General features: G+C 42.4%; 9 protein-coding genes. 8 read left to right on the forward strand and 1 reads right to left on the reverse strand.

What is annotated here, in order from left to right:
• Positions 1-11 precede the first annotated feature (11 nt).
• The 8 genes from AAHJ11_RS18585 (at position 12) to AAHJ11_RS18620 (ending at position 15,967) form a co-directional block, all read left to right on the forward strand.
• Complete coding sequence (locus AAHJ11_RS18585; protein ID WP_148367154.1) at positions 12-3,377, forward strand: SusC/RagA family TonB-linked outer membrane protein; 3,366 nt, start codon at positions 12-14, stop codon at positions 3,375-3,377.
• 10 nt (positions 3,378-3,387) lie between these two features.
• Positions 3,388-5,043 carry a RagB/SusD family nutrient uptake outer membrane protein gene (locus tag AAHJ11_RS18590; RefSeq protein WP_148367155.1) on the forward strand — a complete coding sequence of 552 codons (1,656 nt, stop codon included), beginning with the start codon at positions 3,388-3,390 and terminating at the stop codon, positions 5,041-5,043.
• A gap of 31 nt (positions 5,044-5,074) precedes the next feature.
• Positions 5,075-6,073 carry a family 43 glycosylhydrolase gene (locus AAHJ11_RS18595; RefSeq protein ID WP_148367156.1) on the forward strand — a complete coding sequence of 333 codons (999 nt, stop codon included), beginning with the start codon at positions 5,075-5,077 and terminating at the stop codon, positions 6,071-6,073.
• 26 nt (positions 6,074-6,099) lie between these two features.
• Entirely contained in the window at positions 6,100-8,148 is a 2,049-nt protein-coding gene (locus AAHJ11_RS18600) for a DUF5125 domain-containing protein (RefSeq protein WP_148367157.1), read from the forward strand.
• Between the two features lie 135 nt (positions 8,149-8,283).
• A complete protein-coding gene (locus tag AAHJ11_RS18605; RefSeq protein WP_148367158.1) occupies positions 8,284-10,395 on the forward strand; it encodes a beta-galactosidase in 2,112 nt (703 codons plus the stop codon).
• 16 nt (positions 10,396-10,411) lie between these two features.
• Positions 10,412-12,691: a beta-glucosidase BglX gene (gene bglX / locus AAHJ11_RS18610; protein ID WP_320975202.1), complete on the forward strand. Its 2,280-nt coding sequence runs from the start codon at positions 10,412-10,414 to the stop codon at positions 12,689-12,691.
• Between the two features lie 68 nt (positions 12,692-12,759).
• Positions 12,760-13,857 (forward strand): cellulase family glycosylhydrolase, encoded by a 1,098-nt coding sequence (locus tag AAHJ11_RS18615; protein WP_148367979.1) that lies wholly within the window; start codon positions 12,760-12,762, stop codon positions 13,855-13,857.
• A gap of 115 nt (positions 13,858-13,972) precedes the next feature.
• Positions 13,973-15,967 (forward strand): glycoside hydrolase family 97 protein, encoded by a 1,995-nt coding sequence (locus AAHJ11_RS18620; RefSeq protein ID WP_148367980.1) that lies wholly within the window; start codon positions 13,973-13,975, stop codon positions 15,965-15,967.
• A 155-nt stretch (positions 15,968-16,122) separates the two neighbouring features.
• On the opposite strand, the gene AAHJ11_RS18625 is transcribed toward AAHJ11_RS18620, so the two are convergent.
• Positions 16,123-17,331 (reverse strand): hexokinase, encoded by a 1,209-nt coding sequence (locus tag AAHJ11_RS18625; protein ID WP_117971898.1) that lies wholly within the window; start codon positions 17,329-17,331, stop codon positions 16,123-16,125.
• Positions 17,332-18,261 lie beyond the last annotated feature (930 nt).

An 18,261-nucleotide genomic window follows, 5' to 3' on the forward strand; every position in this document is an offset into this window, starting at 1 on the left:
TTGTTTATTTTATGAATTACAGGAAGAAGGCCATATTAATGGTCGTGGCTCTCTTTTGCCTTAACATAGCAATGCTAGCCCAGGCCGTTTCATTGAAAATGAATAATGTTTCAGTGAAAGAAGCAATGACGCAATTGAAGAATAAAAGCGGATATTCTTTCGTATATAAAGTGGGGGACCTGGATACCAGGAAGATTGTAAGTGTAAAGGCAAAACAATTGAATGAAGCTATCGATCAGATATTGTACGGGCAAGAAGTTGTTTATGAGGTAAAGGGCAAGAATATTATTGTCCAAAAAGGGCAAGCGCGGCAGAATACCTCTAAAGACACTAAAAGGCGTAAAGTCACAGGTACAGTGAGCGATGCCAACGGTGAACCGATCATCGGTGCTACCATCAAGGAAAAAGGAACAACCAACGGAACCGCATCTGATTTGGATGCTAACTTCTCTCTGGAAGTGTCACCGGGAGCTGTATTGGAAGTCTCCTATATCGGTTATCAGACACAGGAAGTAAAGGTGGGCGACCGGGTATCTTTATCTGTCACCTTGGCTGAAAATCAGCAAATATTGGACGAGGTGGTAGTGGTGGGGTATGGTACAACCTCCCGTAAAAACCTGACTACTTCTATCGCTACCGTAAAAACAGAAAAAATATCCAAAGCGGCTACTAGCAATATCTCCGGAATGTTGCTGGGACGTGCTGCCGGTTTGCAGGCAACCGTTGCCAGTCCCCAGCCGGGAGGAGGTATTAATATCTCCATTCGTGGAGGTGGTACACCGATTTATGTGGTGGATGGAGTAGTTATGCCTAGCGGCTCTTTTGAAGTCGGCACGGGAAGTACGTCACTTCCTTCTTCCGTCAATCGTGCCGGACTGGCCGGATTAAACCCCAATGATATTGAATCCATTGAAATCCTGAAGGATGCTTCTGCAGCAATTTATGGTATCGGAGCAGCGGATGGTGTTATTCTGGTGACAACCAAAAAAGGAAAAGAGGGAAAACCGACCATCGTGTATGAAGGAAGCTATTCCGTGCAAAAACATTATCCTTACCTGGATGTATTGAGCGGACCCGAACTGATGAATATGGTGAATGTGTTCAGTAAAGAGAATTATTTATATGACAAAGGTCAGTATCCTTATGGAAACGCCGCTTATGACGATAAATGGACACCTATCTTTACACCGACACAAATAGCCAATGCCCCGACTACGGATTGGCTGGACAAGGTACTGAAAACAGGTGCAGTGACCAATCATAATCTGACGATTAGCGGTGGTTCGGAAAAGTTTAAATACTATCTGGGCGTTAACTACTATAAAGAAGACGCTACCGTTTATAATTCGGATATGGAGCGATACTCCCTGCGTACAAACATCACATCCCAGCTGACTAATTTCCTGAAACTGACAACAATTGTCAACTTGAATCAGAATAATTACACGAACTCTACTGTCGGCGGAGATGTCGGAAACTTAAGAGATCAGGGAGCCGGAGCACTTTTCGGAGCAATCTTCTATCCCTCTTATCTTCCCGTGTACGATGCCGAAGGACAATATAATGTATTCAGCCGGACGCCTAATCCCGTTTCCATGCAAGATATTAATGACAAATCCGAGCAAAATGGTTACTACATGAACTTCTCACTGGATGTCGATATTATCAAGAATATGCTTTCAGCCAAAGTATTGTATGGCTTGAACAAGGAAAATACTTCTCGTGATTCTTACATTCCTTCTGATATTTACTACGCATTGCAACGTAAATCCAGAGGAAACTTAGGATATGGAAAAAGGCAGCAAAGCACTCTCGAAGGTACATTAACATTCCAACATAAATTTGGAGAGTTATTGGATATGAATTTGATGGCCGGTATGGGACGTTATCTTGATAGTGGCGATGGTTCGGATATATCTTATGAAAATGCCAATGACCATATACAGGGAAGTAGCGTAGGTATGGCAGACGGTCCTTTCTATCCGACTTCCTATAAATATAAGAATGAAAAGAGATCACAGTTTGTCAGAGGAAGTTTCGACTTATTCGGACGCTATGTAGTATCCGCTTCATTGCGTCGTGACGGTACGGATAAATTCTTTCCCAGTAAGAAATACGCCCTCTTTCCATCTGTTTCTCTTGCATGGAAGATGAACGAAGAATCATTTATAAAGAATATCTCCTGGATTAATATGTTGAAATTAAGAGCCAGTTACGGTGAAACAGGTAGCGATAACCTGGGTACAACACTATACGGTATTGTAACGACAACCCGCGAGGATGTTCAATTCAATAATAATTCGGTAACTTACATTCCCTACATATTGTCCGGCGCTAACTATGAAGATGTCACCTGGCAAAAGACAGTCATGAAAAATATCGGATTGGATTTTTCTATTTTTAGAGATCGAATCTGGGGTAGTGTAGACGTATTCCGTAACGACGTAACCCATTTGTTGGGAACAGCACCGACAGAATTATTGGGAATGCACGGAACACGTCCTATCAATGGAGGGCATTATAAACGTACCGGAGTAGATGTAAGCCTGAACTCATTGAATCTCCAGACACATGAATTTAAATGGACCTCTCAAATTACGATGTCCCATTACAATGCAGTATGGATCGAACGTATGCCTAACTATGATTATCAGAAATATCAGAAAAGGAAAAATGAACCGATGAATGCATTCTATTATTATAAAACGACCGGTATTATCGATGTGGATAAGAGTAATATGCCCGAATCGCAACGTTCATTGGGACCTGCCGCCTGTATGCCGGGTTATCCTATTGTCGAAGATAAAAACGGTGATGGAATCATTGACGTGAATGACTCTTACATGGATAACATGCTTCCAAAATTGTATTTTGGTTTTGGCAATACGTTTACATGGAAAAACTTTGATCTGGATATATTTATGTACGGACAACTAGGTGTAAAGAAATGGAATGACGCATATAGTTATAGTGCAGATGCCGGAAATCTCTCCAGGGGAGTGGATGCGCACAATGTGGGTATCTATTCTTATAACATCTGGAATACCCAGACAAACACGAACGGACATTTCCCGGGTATTGCAATCAGTAAATCAGTGGCTTTACCCGAAAATCTGGGCTTTGATTATACAAGAGAAAATGCCTCTTATATACGTGTGAGAAACATTACACTGGGATATAACCTGGGTCCCAAAGAATTATCCGTATTTAAAGGGTATATTAGAGGAATACGTGTGTTTGTCGACTTTCAGAATCCTTTGACCTTTACCAAATACAAAGGATATGACCCTGAAATCAACACTTCCTCTTCGAATCTGACCGGAGGACAATATCCTCAAATGAGAGTTTATTCAATAGGTGCAAAATTAACCTTCTAAACTTCAAGCTATGAAATCTAACAAATTATGTCGTATGAAAAAGAAGTTCTTTTTACCGATGCTTGTTTCCTTGCAACTCTTATTCGGTAGTTGTGAGAATAATTTTGATCCTTATATTTACGGAGCTTTGTTGCAGGGAGAATATCCTTCCACAGAGCAGGAGTATGTTTCCTATATGATGGTTTGCTACCTGCCTTATACTACGGTTTGGACGTATGATATGGGTTCGGGTGGTTTGCAACATGGTATTCATATACAGTCTGGAGGAGCGGTGCGTATGTTTGATTCTGCTTCTGATATATGTGCGCCTGCTACCACAGTAGGTGCAGACTGGGAACGCCTTAGTAAAGGAGATTATAGTAATTGCTTTTATTACTGGCGCGGAAATGTAGACGACGGTGGCAACTTGAATCATTTCCCGAAAACAGCCCAGGTAACCCGTATGACTGAAGTGATTGGAACGTTGGAAAAAGCTCCCCTGACTGCTCTTACGGAAGAAAAGAAGAATAATTTACTTGGAGAAGCACGCTTGTGTCGTGGATTAATGATGTACTTCCTGTTGCATGTTTACGGTCCCGTACCGGTAATCCTGGATCCCGAAAAAGTAATTGATCCGGAAGCGTTGTCGAATACCGTGCGTCCTTCTTTGGATGAAATGACTCAATGGATTACGGATGATCTGGAATTTGCCGCAAAGAATGCTCCCGAAGTAGCCCCGGATTTGGGACGCTATACGCGTGACTATGCCCGTTTCTGCCTGATGAAACACTGTCTGAACGAGGGTGAACACATGGAAGGTTATTATCAGAGAGCGATTGATATGTATAATGAACTCAATACGGGCAAATATGATTTGTTTAAAACCGGAAGTACTCCGTACGTTGACCTGTTTAAGAATGCCAATAAATTCAATAAAGAAATGATTATGGCTGTCAGCTGTAGCCCGGCTGCCGATGGTAACCCGAAACATGGAAATGCGAATCCTTTCCTGATGTGGGCTTTACCTTCTGATGTGGCAAAAGGGGATCCTTTTCCAATGGGAGGCGGATGGCTCCAGGCTTTCAGTATGGATAAAAAATACTACGATGCTTTCGAAAGCAACGACGGTCGTCTGAAGACCATTGTAACCAGTTATAAGGATAAGAATGGTGTCGTTATCAACAAAGATAATCTGGGAGTGAGATGGAACGGATATATTATAAATAAATTTCCGCAGGAGACGATGACTACTTTCCAGGGTACCGATATTCCTTTGGCAAGATGGGCCGATGTATTATTGATGTATGCAGAGGCAGAAGTGCGCAAAACAGGAACTGTACCTTCCGTAGCTGCTATAAATGCGGTGAATCAGGTGAGAAAAAGAGCCGGGCTGTCGGACTTGCCGAGTGTGACAACCAATACAAAAGACGCTTTTTTGAACGCTATTCTGATAGAGCGGGGACATGAGTTTTTCTATGAAGGTTATCGAAAGATTGACTTGATCCGCTTTAATAAATACGCGCAAGAAATGTATAAGGCGAAAGGCATAATGCCGACGCATCAATACATGCCGATTCCTAACTATGCAGTCGAACAGGCCATTTCTTATGGAAAAGAGCTGAAGCAGACTTGGGAACGTCCGGGTTGGGCGGAGGATAAGAGCAAAGCGCAGCAAAGTATAAATTAAACCTATTAACTGAATAAAAGATATGAAACGTATGAGTTACTATATAATTGGTCTATTATTGTCTTTAATGAGTTGGTCGTGTTCGGATGATGCAGAAACAGGCAGAGAAGAAATTCCGGTGGAAACTGATGGCGGATATTTGTTCGCTCACATGACTAATGCGAATTATGGAAAGTTGTATTATGCTGTTTCCCGGGATGGCATCAACTGGGAAACACTGAATAAAGGCCGGATCATCAATAGCGCTTACATTGGACATCCTGATATTTGTCAGGGACATGACGGAGCTTTCTATATGATTGCAGTCAATCCGCTGGCTTTGTGGCGTTCGGAAAATCTGGTGACATGGACATCTACCCAGTTGAATGAAATGATTTTTAATCGTAGCAATGCACAGGGATTCTATACTACCTATTATTGGGGAGCACCCAAAATGTTTTATGACAAGGATAGCGAACAGTATATTATAAGCTGGCATGCCTGCAACGACCCGGATAAGGACGATTGGGACAGTATGCGCACTCTCTATGTGTTGACAAAGGATTTCGAGACCTATACGGAACCACAGAAATTATTCAATTTTACCGGTACGGATGAGAATATGGCTATTATCGATGCTATTATCTGTAAAGTAAACGGTGTTTATTATGCGATTATGAAAGACGAACGCGATCCGGCTGTTGCCCCGGAAACAGGGAAAACAGTCCGTATTGCCACCTCTTCCAATCTGACTGGTCCTTATACCAATCCGGGAGCACCTGTCACTCCGAATGATATGATGCGTGAAGCACCTATTTTTATCGAACGGCCGAATCATAGCGGTTGGTTTATTTATGCGGAATCTTATGCAGCCAAACCTTATGGGTATCATTTGTTTCAGTCGACCTCTATGGACGGCCCATGGAAAGAGCGTACTTTCTCCGGACCTAATGTAAAGGATGGTACGGACAGGCCCGGCGCACGACACGGCTGCATTGTAAAGGTGAACGAAACAGTTTATCAGGCTCTGCTGAAAGCATATAAAAAATAAATGTATAATCTTAATATGACTGCATTATGAAATATTATATATATACGGTTCTTCTGTTGCTGTTAACGGCATCTTGCAGTGATGACGTACAGAAATGGGATCAATGGCCGGAATGGAAACTTGCCTCTCCTCTTTCTGTAGGAGGTCAAGTGTTGGATGAAGAGATTTACTCTAATTTTCAGGGAAAAAAGCTTCATCTGGAAAAAGGACAGGAAGTCGAGTTTTCGGGGGTTGACGAAATAGAATCCATTCTTTCACCGGATTACTTTGAATATGTGTCTGAAAATAAGGCCCGTTTCAAAGGAGAGACGGCTGATTATAGTGTGCTTTATGATCCTGCTAATGAGCTTTTGTACATAGAAAAAGCCGGGGCGACCTATCCGGACGGATTATGGCTCTGCGGAGCCAACTGGGGACATCCTCAAGCGAGGCTGGTTACCACAAGCGGCTGGAGTATGGACGGACCCAACAATGTGCTTTATTGCTATAAAAGTGCCGACAATGTTTTTCAACTGACTCTCTATCTGGCTAATAACTTCTCATTTAAGTTTTTCAAGCATAGAGGCTGGGGAGAAGGAGACAATGAGATCACTACTCTTCCCGAAGATAATATCACTCTAACTACCCCTTTCCTGGTTGCCGGAAAGACGGGAGGAGATTTTATTCCGGGACCTCTGTTCCAACCCGGAGTTTATCTTATCACGCTCGATTTGAACAATAACACTTGTGCTTTTGAAGCGAAAGATGAGAATATTCAAGAACAATCCTTCCTGGTTAACGGTCAGGAAATGGGTATATTAGAAGAGGCTTCATCTTTTCTGGGCATTGCTTTGGAACTTCATAAAGGTGATGAAGTGACTTTCAGCAATTTTGGTGATGTGAGAAAGATGCTTCAACCGGATTTCTTTGAAAATATAACAAAAGATAAAGCCACATTTATAGGAGTAGACGGAAACTATAAATTGTATTATGATCCGATAAACAAACTGACATATCTGGAAAATCGCTCGGTGAATTATCCGGATGGGTTATGGGTTTGCGGATCCAGTTTCGGACATCCTCAAGCCGGACGGGTGACTGTCGGCACATGGACTTTCAACTTGCCGAGTGATGCATTCCAGTGTGTGAAGGTATCAGACAATATCTTTGAAACTACTCTTTTTCTGGTTAAAGATTTCCAGTTTAAATTCTACAAACAACGTCCTTGGGGAGGTGAACTGGCTAGTACTATTGTCAATACGCAACCTGTTAATTTATTGGGTAAGGGATGGTATTACAGTGATCCGGCAACAGGTGGCACTGGTGGCGGACATTTTACCGGTGATTTTGTAGCCGGACCGGATTTCACACCGGGAGTATATCGTGTCCGGATAGATTTGAATAAGAATATATGTATGTTTATTGATAAGGTGGATGAAGGACAACTTGGACCGGAATCTTATAAAATAAATGGTACGGAACTGACTCAATCTACTAATCCAAGCTATATCGCTGTAGAGTTAAACCTCACGAAAGGACAAGTGGTCGATTTCGAAGGATTTAGTTATCTGGACTATATGCTTCAACCGGAATACTTTACGAATGAAAATGGACAATATAAGTTTAACGCTCCGGACGGTAAGTATCGGATTTCATATAATAAGGATAGAGAACTTATATATGTAGAGAAAACGACCGATACGGAATTCCCGGAAACAGTATGGATAACTGGAGCTGCCTTCGGCCATCCTAGAATCAGCGGACTCCTTCCCGATGACATTGGAAACTGGGGATGGGATAATCCAAAAGACTTTATTTGTTGTGTGAAGACCGGAGATCGTGTATATGAAACTAACCTCCTTCTGAACAACGATTTCATGTTCAGATTTTATAAAAGAAAAGGTTGGAATAATGAAATTACTTCGTTTGATGTGACCATCGTATCTGAAGGTGATTTAATAGCCCGGGGCGGTTATTGGGATGGAGATCAATGGAAGGAAACAGAGAACTTCGGACCGGGAAATAATTTCAGAGCCGGTATATATCATGTCAAACTGGATATGAATACAAATACCTGTACGTTTACAAAGAGATAATAGTCTGACATAGGTATTAGTGTTACATAAGATAAAGAGGCCGGGTTTCACCGAAACACGACCTCTTTATACAAATAGCAATGTGGCTTTTTCTTTCAGAAATGTCTTATTATATAGATTCTAAAAATAATATCCATGAAGAATTTCCTATTTGTCTTAACTTTATTGTTTTCATTATCATCCTTTTCCCAGTCTCCGGTCGATAAGTCTTTTCCTCCGGAAGAGCTGTTTGCTTTGGGCTCTTACTATTATCCCGAGCAATGGGATTCCTCCCAATGGGAGCGTGATTTGAAGAAAATGTCGGAAATGGGCATCAAGTTCACCCATTTTGCAGAGTTCGCCTGGTCTATGATGGAACCCGAAGAGGGAGAATATCATTTTGAATGGCTGGATCGTGCAGTTTCTCTGGCGGAGAAGTATGGTCTGAAAGTAATCATGTGTACACCTACCCCCACGCCTCCCGTCTGGCTGTCGAAAAAATATCCCGACATACTGATTCAACGGGATAATGGAGTGACCATTCAACACGGACGACGTCAGCACGCTTCCTGGAGTAGCGATCGCTACCGTCATTATGTAGAAAATATAGTTTCCCGCCTGGCAATACATTATGGCAATAATCCCACTGTTATCGGCTGGCAGATTGACAATGAACCGGGACACTACGGGGTGGTAGATTACAGTGAAAATGCACAAGCCAAATTCCATGTCTGGTTACAGAAGAAATACGGCACTATTGACAAACTGAATGATACCTGGGGTGCCTCTTTCTGGAGTGAAACCTATCAGAATTTCGAGCAGGTTCGCCTTCCCAACCAGCAGGAAGTACCTGATAAGGCCAATCCTCACGCCATGCTCGATTTGAACCGCTTTATGGCGGACGAACTGGCAGGCTTTGTCAATATGCAGGCAGACATCCTCCGGCGGCATATCCGCAAAGACCAATGGATCACTACCAACCTGATACCTATTTTTAATCCGGTCGATCCGGTACGGATCGATCATCCGGATTTCCTGACCTACACCCGCTATCTGGTGACCGGACATAATCAGGGAATAGGCAGCCAGGGGTTCCGGATGGGTATTCCGGAAGATCTCGGTTTCTCAAACGACCAGTTCCGTAATCGCGTAGGTAAAACCTTTGGAGTTATGGAACTCCAACCCGGGCAGGTGAACTGGGGAATGTATAACCCCCAACCTTTACCCGGTGCCATCCGTATGTGGGTGTATCACGTCTTTGCAGGTGGTGGGAAATTCGTATGCAATTACCGTTTCCGTCAACCTCTGAAAGGCAGTGAGCAATATCATTACGGTATGATAATGACTGATGGAGTAACTCTTTCTCCGGGCGGTGAAGAATATGTACGCATTACGCAAGAGATGAAAAAACTGCGTGCCGCCTACGATAAGAAAAATCGTATGCCCGGTCAACTGGCCTCCCGGCGTATTGGTTTACTTTTCGATATGAGTAATTATTGGGAAATGGAGTTTCAGCGGCAGACGGATCAATGGCGGACGATGGCTCACGTGCATAAATATTACAATCTGCTAAAATCTTTTGCAGCTCCCGTAGACGTGATTTCGGAGAAAGAGGATTTTTCCGGTTATCCTTTCCTGATAGCTCCTGCCTATCAGTTGCTTGACAACAAGCTGGTGGAACGTTGGACTGAATATGTGAAGAAGGGAGGACATCTGATCCTGACTTGCCGTACCGGTCAGAAAGACCGTGACGCCAAACTGTGGGAGGCTCCTTTGGCTGCTCCGATCCATCAACTGGCCGGAATAAATAGCCTGTATTATGACCATCTGCCCCACAATCTGTACGGAAAGATCGATTTCGAGGGTAAGGAATTTGCCTGGAATAATTGGGGAGACGTACTGACACCGGCTGCCGGAACAGATGTGTGGGCTGTCTATACAGACCAGTTTTATAAAGGAGCCGCTTCCGTGATACACCGCAAACTGGGTAAAGGAACGGTCACTTATATTGGAACGGATACCGATGACGGCAAACTGGAAAAAGAGGTGGTACGTTGTGTATATACAGAAGCAGGCGTATCGACCGAAGATTTGCCGTACGGAGTAGTGAAAGAATGGCGTGACGGTTTTTACATCGCCTTGAATTATACGTCGGACATTCAGGAAATAGTCATTCCCGATGAGGCGGAGGTACTGATTGGCAGTGCACGCCTTGAACCTGCGGGAGTAGTGGTGTGGAAAGAAAAATCGGACAACAAGCATAAATAACCCAATAACAAGAAAAATGAAGATAAAAAATCTTATATCTTGTGCCCTTTGCGGGCTTACTCTCTTTGCCTGCTCACCGTCCGGGGGAGGGAAAGATGCGGAAATGGACTGTTTCATTACCGACTTAATGGAGCGGATGACTTTCCGTGAGAAACTCGGACAACTGAACCTGCCTTCGGGCGGTGATCTCGTGACAGGTTCGGTGATGAACGGTGAACTTAGCGATATGATTCGCAAACAGGAAATAGGCGGCTTCTTCAATGTCAAGGGGATCCAGAAAATTAATGCCCTGCAACACCTTGCGGTAGAAGAAAGCCGGTTGAAAATACCTCTACTTGTAGGTGCAGACGTTATCCACGGTTACGAAACTATTTTCCCGATCCCATTGGCGCTTTCTTGCAGTTGGGACACTCTGGCCGTCGAACGTATGGCACGCATCTCTGCCATTGAAGCCAGCGCAGACGGTATTAACTGGACATTCAGCCCGATGGTCGATATTTGTCGTGACGCCCGCTGGGGACGTATCGCAGAAGGGAGTGGGGAAGATCCTTACCTGGGTTCTTTAATGGCTAAAGCGTATGTGCGTGGTTATCAGGGAAACAATATGCAGGGCAACGATGAAATACTTGCCTGTGTGAAACATTTTGCACTTTATGGAGCGTCTGAATCAGGACGTGATTATAATGTGGTGGATATGAGCCGCCTGCGTATGTATAACGAATATCTGGCTCCTTATAAAGCTGCCGTTGATGCCGGTGTAGGTAGTGTCATGAGTTCTTTTAATATCGTCGACGGTATTCCTGCCACGGCCAATAAATGGTTACTGACCGATCTGCTTCGGGATGAATGGGGTTTCGGGGGACTATTGGTGACAGATTATAATTCGATAGCCGAAATGTCCTCCCACGGTGTCGCCCCTCTGAAAGAAGCTTCCATACGTGCTTTGCAGGCAGGGACAGATATGGATATGGTTTCCTGTGGTTTTTTGAACACACTGGAAGAATCCCTGAAAGAAGGAAAAGTGACGGAAGAACAGATAAATGCGGCCTGCCGTCGTGTCCTGGAAGCTAAATATAAATTGGGGTTATTCTCCGATCCGTATAAATATTGTGATACTCTGCGTACCCGGGAAAAACTTTATACGGCCGAACATCGTTCTTCCGCCCGTACGATTGCAACTGAAACTTTTGTTTTGTTGAAGAACGATCGTCATCTGCTTCCTTTGGACATAAAAGGAAAGATTGCCCTGATCGGTCCGATGGCAGATGCACGTAATAACATGTGTGGAATGTGGAGTATGACATGTACTCCTTCCCGGCACGGAACGTTACTGGAAGGAATCCGTTCGGCAGCGGGTGATAAGGCTGAAATACTATACGCGAAAGGCAGTAACATATATTATGATGCAGAAACGGAAAAGGCTGCTACGGGTATTCGGCCGCTTGAACGTGGAGACAACCGGCAGTTATTGGATGAGACTTTGCGTATAGCTGCCCGTGCTGATGTGATTGTAGCTGCTTTGGGTGAGTGTGCGGAAATGAGTGGTGAATCGGTTTCACGTACCAATCTGGAGATACCCGATGCTCAACAAGACTTATTAAAAGCTCTGGTGAAGACGGGCAAACCTGTCGTACTTCTTTTGTTCACGGGTCGTCCTTTGGTTTTGAACTGGGAGGCTACAAATGTACATTCCATCTTGAATGTCTGGTTTGGAGGTAGTGAAACGGGGGATGCGGTTGCTGACGTACTGTTCGGCAAGGTAGCTCCAAGCGGTAAATTGACAACGACTTTCCCGCGTTCGGTGGGACAGTTGCCATTATTCTACAATCATCTGAATACCGGTCGTCCTGATCCTGACAATCGTATATTTAATCGTTATGCCAGCAATTATCTGGATGAGAGTAATGAGCCTCTGTATCCGTTCGGATATGGTTTGAGTTATACAGACTTTGTTTATAGTGATCTTCAGATTAGCTCGGAAACTTTACCTAAAAACGGTGAGTTAACGGTTTCTGTGACTGTTACCAATAAAGGAAACTACGACGGTTACGAGACAGTGCAGCTATATCTTCGTGATATATATGCAGAGATTGCCCGTCCGGTGAAGGAGTTGAAAGGCTTTGAACGTATTTTCCTGAAGAGTGGTGAAAGTCGTGACATTAACTTCGTTATCACGGAAAATGATCTGAAATTCTATAATTCCGGTTTGGAATATATCTATGAACCAGGAGAATTTGATGTCATGGTAGGATCGAACTCCCGTGATGTACAAACCAAGCGGTTTAGAGCTGAATGATGGATACAGTATAACTCAAAGGTGAAAATTAAAATAAATAGACTTGTATATTAATCAATTGAAATAACATGAAAAATAAATGGTGTGTTAGTGTTGCATTTTTATTCTTTTTAGTGGGGATATGTATAAATGCTTGTACGCAGGAGTGCAACTCCTCAAACAATAATCGTTGGTCAGAAGAGAAAATCCAGAAATGGTATGACGACCAGGATTGGCTGATAGGTTGCAATTATATTCCGGCAACAGCAATCAATCAGATAGAAATGTGGAGTGCGGATACTTTCAATCCTAAACAAATAGATAAAGAACTGTCATGGGCACATGATCTGGGTTTTAATACCTTACGGGTTTTCTTAAGCAGTGTCGTATGGAAAAACGATGCGAAAGGCATGAAAAAACGTATGGATGAATTTCTGAATATTTGTAAGAAGTACTCAATTCGTCCTATGTTTGTATTCTTTGATGACTGTTGGAATGCTGAATCTACTTATGGCAAACAACCAGAACCGAAGCCGGGAGTTCATAATTCCGGATGGGTACAGGACCCTTCGTGTAGCTTGCGCAAGGATACACTGACTTTGTATCCTTTTCTACAAGAGTATGTCAAAGATATTATACGCACTTACGCTCATGATGACCGGATATTGATGTGGGATTTGTATAATGAACCCGGAAATAGTAAACACGAGGAAACCTCTTTGTCTTTATTGACCAATGTTTTTCGCTGGGTACGCGACTGTAAACCGTCACAACCGATTACTGCCGGTGTCTGGGACTATAATTCTCCCCGCAAGAATGTTCTGAATGCATTTATGCTGAATCATTCGGATATTATCTCTTATCATAATTACGATAATGAGGCACAGCATGCCGAGTGCATCAAGTTTCTAAAGATGCTTAACCGTCCGTTGATCTGTACCGAATATATGGCCCGCCGCAATGACAGCCGTTTTTGCAATGTCCTTCCTCTGATGAAAAAAGAAAAGGCCGGAGCTATTAATTGGGGATTTGTTGCAGGAAAGACAAATACTATTTTTGCTTGGGATGAAGTGATTCCGTCGGGAGAAGAGCCGGAGTTATGGTTCCATGATATTTATCGTTCTAACGGAGTACCTTTTCAGCAGGAAGAAGTCGATTGCATAAAATCTCTGACAGGAAAAAGATAGAATCCCGTATTCATTTTTCATTTCTGTTTTTTAGTTTTCATATAGGTTACTATAATATATTATTTTATTTTTGCATCATTCTTCTTATGATTTGATAACTACTATAATTAAAACCATGAAAAAACTGAAGATTTTATTATTTCTATGTGTTGTCGCATGTACGCTTACGGTACAAGCACAAAAACAATTTACCTTGAACTCTCCGGATGGGAAACTCCAAACAACTATTACCGTCGGTGATAAGTTGACTTATGACATCCATTGTGACGGACGTCAGATACTGGCTCCTTCTCCGATTTCGATGACATTGGAGAATGGAGAAGTTTGGGGAGAGAAAGCAAAGTTGGCCGGCACTTCCGGGAAAAAAGTAGATCAGATGGTTCCTTCCCCTTTCTATCGCGCCAACGAACTAAGAGATTACTATAATGAACTGACTCTCCGGTTTAAGAAAGATTGGAACGTAGAGTTTCGTGCTTACAATGATGGTATTGCATATCGCTTTGTCAGCCGGTCGAAGAAACCTTTCAATGTAGTGGATGAAACTGTAGATTACCGTTTCCCGTCCGATATGGTAGCCTCTGTTCCGTATGTAAAAGCGGGGAAAGACGGTGATTACGAATCCCAATATTTCAATTCTTTCGAGAACACTTATACTACTGATCGATTATCGAAACTGAATAAAAAACGTTTAATGTTTTTGCCATTAGTAGTGGATGCTGGTGAAGGTGTCAAGATTTGTATCACAGAATCCGGTTTGGAGAATTATCCCGGTCTCTATTTATCTGCTGCTGAAGGGGAAAACCGATTGACGGGTCAATTCGCTCCCTATCCCAAGAAGACGGTGCAGGGCGGACACAATCAACTTCAGATGTTGGTGAAAGAGCGTGAAGCTTACATTGCCAAAGTAGATAAACCCCGAAGTTTTCCATGGCGAATGAGCATTGTTACCACTTCCGATAAAGATTTGGCGGCAAGCAACTTGAGCTATTTGTTGGCTGCTCCTTCCCGTCTGACGGATATTTCATGGATCAAACCCGGTAAAGTGGCATGGGATTGGTGGAATAACTGGAACTTGGATGGCGTTGATTTTATCACCGGAGTAAATAATCCGACTTATAAAGCATATATTGATTTCGCTTCTGCAAACGGAATAGAATATGTAATCCTTGATGAAGGTTGGGCAGTCAACCTGCAGGCGGATTTGATGCAAGTAGTAAAAGATATTAATCTGAAAGAACTGGTAGATTATGCAGCTTCCAAAAATGTAGGTATCATTCTTTGGGCTGGTTATTATGCCTTCGATCGTGATATGGAGAACGTTTGCCGTTATTTTGCCGACATGGGAGTCAAAGGCTTTAAGGTCGATTTTATGGATCGTGACGATCAGTATATGACAGCATTCAATTATCGGGCTGCCGAAATGTGTGCTAAATATAAATTGATTCTCGATTTGCATGGAACGCATAAACCGGCTGGCTTGAATCGTACCTATCCGAATGTGTTGAACTTTGAAGGGGTTAATGGCTTGGAACAGATGAAATGGAGTCCGGCTTCGGTCGATCAGGTGAAGTATGACGTACTGTTGCCTTTCACCCGTCAGGTTTCCGGTCCGATGGATTACACCCAAGGCGCGATGCGTAATGCTTCGAAAGGCAACTATTATCCTTGTAACTCGGAACCTATGAGCCAGGGAACTCGCTGTCGCCAACTTGCTCTGTATGTGGTATTCGAGTCTCCTTTCAATATGCTGTGCGATGCGCCAAGCAACTATATGCGCGAACCGGAATCAACCGAATTTATTGCCAATATTCCAACCGTATGGGATGAAAGTATCGTGCTTGATGGCAAAATGGGAGAGTACATTGTAACGGCGCGCCGGGCAGGAAATGTCTGGTATGTAGGTGGAATTACCGATTGGACGGCACGTGACATTGAAGTAGATTGTTCCTTCTTGGGCGACAAAACATACGATGCTACATTATTTAAGGATGGAGTGAATGCTCACCGGGTTGGACGTGATTATAAATGTGAATCTTTCCGGATAAAGAATGACAGTAAGTTGAAGATTCATTTGGCACCCGGAGGCGGTTTTGCACTGAAGATCAAATAATAGCTACTTTAGGTTCTATATTCTATCTAAATATTGAACCGGATTTGATAAGTTTGAAAATAGGTTCGATGCTGTATCAGTAAATTTGATACAGCATCGAATTTTTATGAACAGGTCGATTGAAGACCTGCCGTGCAATGACAAATTGGAACGTGTCAGGATAATGCCGCAATACCTGTTCCTATCAGATTGGCATTATTCATACTTTTTATGTCGATCTCTACGTCTTCCAAACCAAATAAACTGAAGAGTTCCCGTAATTTCTCCATGACAATCATATTATAGTTTTTATCTTTTCTGTTCTTGCTCCAGAAAAGACTTCCTTCGGCAACCAGGCAAATTCTCCTTATCTCCTTATTGTATGACTTTAGCAACATGATAAGCCCTGTAAGTGAAGCTGCAACCAATTGCGCTGATCTGCCATATATCCACTGTGCTACCTGCACATACACTTCTTTATAAATATCGGGATAGTTCATGATAGAGGTAAGCTTTTGTGCATCGAATTTTTCTTCAAATTCTTCCAGAGGGAAAGTCGCTTTTAGAATGTCTCCCAAGTACATGCCGGATACAGCTTTCTCGAAACGTTGTCTTCCCGGATTGTCGGAGATTACATCTACCGTATTATCTACTGCAGTGAGGAATGGCGGATGGAAGTTCCCTGACTCCAGATTAACGGGAATCAAGCCATCGACCTTATGTGACGGACTTAACTTCTTAATTTTGTCAGCCGGAATAAAAGTAGCCATATTGGTGCCTGTTCCCACAATCAGACCTATATATGCATCGTAACTGTTGTCGGTAAGTCCTGCAAATAAACTGGCTACGGTGTCATTAAGCACTTTTATATTCGTAAACTTGATTTTATTTCTTTCGTTTAGATAGTCCAGCAAAGGCTTCCCTACCACTTCTCCAATCATCTCTTTTATGTCAACTCCTTTTGTCCAGCGTAAGAGTTTGGCATCTCCGCTTGGCACAGACTCTGTCGGATAAGAAAAGCAATATCCGATTGGCATTTCTTTCTCCCGTTTTATTCCGGTAATCATGTCTGCCAATTCTTTGAATAACTCTTCGCGGGTATAGCCGGGAGATTTCATAACCGACATGTCTTTCTTCCAACCATTGTTGGGGTGAATGGTTGGAGGAACTTTACTGAAGTCAACGATTGCCACCCGATAATTGGTTCCTCCCAAATCAAGCACTAACGATTTACCATTAATACTACTTGCTTTCGGAGTGATAAAAGTTGGAATGCATTGTATCTCTGCATTTTCAGTGTTCAATCCCTCTTCTACTTTTGCTTTGAATGAACGGGCAATTTCTTTGAGTTGCTCATTATCTAACTGAAAAATATTCTTCTCCATGATATTGACTTTTATTGTGTATACTATGATATATATGAATAACAACTGAAAAGGAATTTTGCTCGGTCGGTCGGTATACGGTATATGGATTCGGCCGGATTCCTGATTTATCTCTTTCTTTTTTGCTCTTTCCTAAAAAATAACCTTTCGTTGAATTCAAGTTCTCCTGCAAATGATTTTTCATTTTCATTTCTCATGTTCTCATAAGTGGTATGGTATTTGTTTGTAAATCAATAATATAATGCTATGAGAAATAAACTGTAAAATGGTATTTCTCATAGTATTTCCATCATTTATCCTTAAAAAAGCTGCATTTCTCATCGGTTTCAACTCATTTCTCCTCTTATTCTCATACTCCTTTTATCTATTTTGCTCATTTCTCATGCATGATGGCTGTAGCTTTTTCCGGACTATCGCCGGACTTGCGATTATTCCTTTCCTTATGTCGTTTATTAATCAACTTCCTATTGTTTACTGCTTTCCTGTGTATCATTCACCTTATATCTTTATGTTTTTCCTTAATCATTTTCATTCCTTCCTACTACTATCTGTATCGTTCCACTCCAGTGAACAGGCTTGTGCACTAGAGTGAAAAGAACCGTCCACTCGAGTGGAACGATCTGTTCACTGGAGTGGAACGATACAGATACAGGTAGGAAAATATACAAATGTCCGCTCTATATACTTTCAATAAGCACTGGTAATATATTGTAAAGCAGTGTATAGTCTGGTATTCTACTTGGTCTTTAGCTTAGAATCTGGCTTGATAATTTATAGGATAAATGGTTAAAATACTATGAGAAATACCTTGAAAAGGTATGAGAAATGCGTTGTTTTAAGGATAAATGATGGAAATACTATGAGAAATGCTATTTTCTATTTTATTTCTCATAGTGTTATGTCTTTGATTTACAAGATATTATTATGTGC

Source organism: Bacteroides sp. 90-K9/2, from assembly GCF_047310725.1.
Lineage (GTDB): Bacteria > Bacteroidota > Bacteroidia > Bacteroidales > Bacteroidaceae > Bacteroides > Bacteroides vicugnae.

Coding starts and splice junctions, on each gene's coding strand:
- bglX (WP_320975202.1), top strand. CDS start 10,412: ATGAAGATAAAAAATCTTATATCTTGTGCCCTTTGCGGGCTTACTCTC.
- AAHJ11_RS18585 (WP_148367154.1), top strand. CDS start 12: ATGAATTACAGGAAGAAGGCCATATTAATGGTCGTGGCTCTCTTTTGC.
- AAHJ11_RS18625 (WP_117971898.1), bottom strand. CDS start 17,331: ATGGAGAAGAATATTTTTCAGTTAGATAATGAGCAACTCAAAGAAATT.
- AAHJ11_RS18600 (WP_148367157.1), top strand. CDS start 6,100: ATGAAATATTATATATATACGGTTCTTCTGTTGCTGTTAACGGCATCT.
- AAHJ11_RS18590 (WP_148367155.1), top strand. CDS start 3,388: ATGAAATCTAACAAATTATGTCGTATGAAAAAGAAGTTCTTTTTACCG.
- AAHJ11_RS18620 (WP_148367980.1), top strand. CDS start 13,973: ATGAAAAAACTGAAGATTTTATTATTTCTATGTGTTGTCGCATGTACG.
- AAHJ11_RS18595 (WP_148367156.1), top strand. CDS start 5,075: ATGAGTTACTATATAATTGGTCTATTATTGTCTTTAATGAGTTGGTCG.
- AAHJ11_RS18615 (WP_148367979.1), top strand. CDS start 12,760: ATGAAAAATAAATGGTGTGTTAGTGTTGCATTTTTATTCTTTTTAGTG.
- AAHJ11_RS18605 (WP_148367158.1), top strand. CDS start 8,284: ATGAAGAATTTCCTATTTGTCTTAACTTTATTGTTTTCATTATCATCC.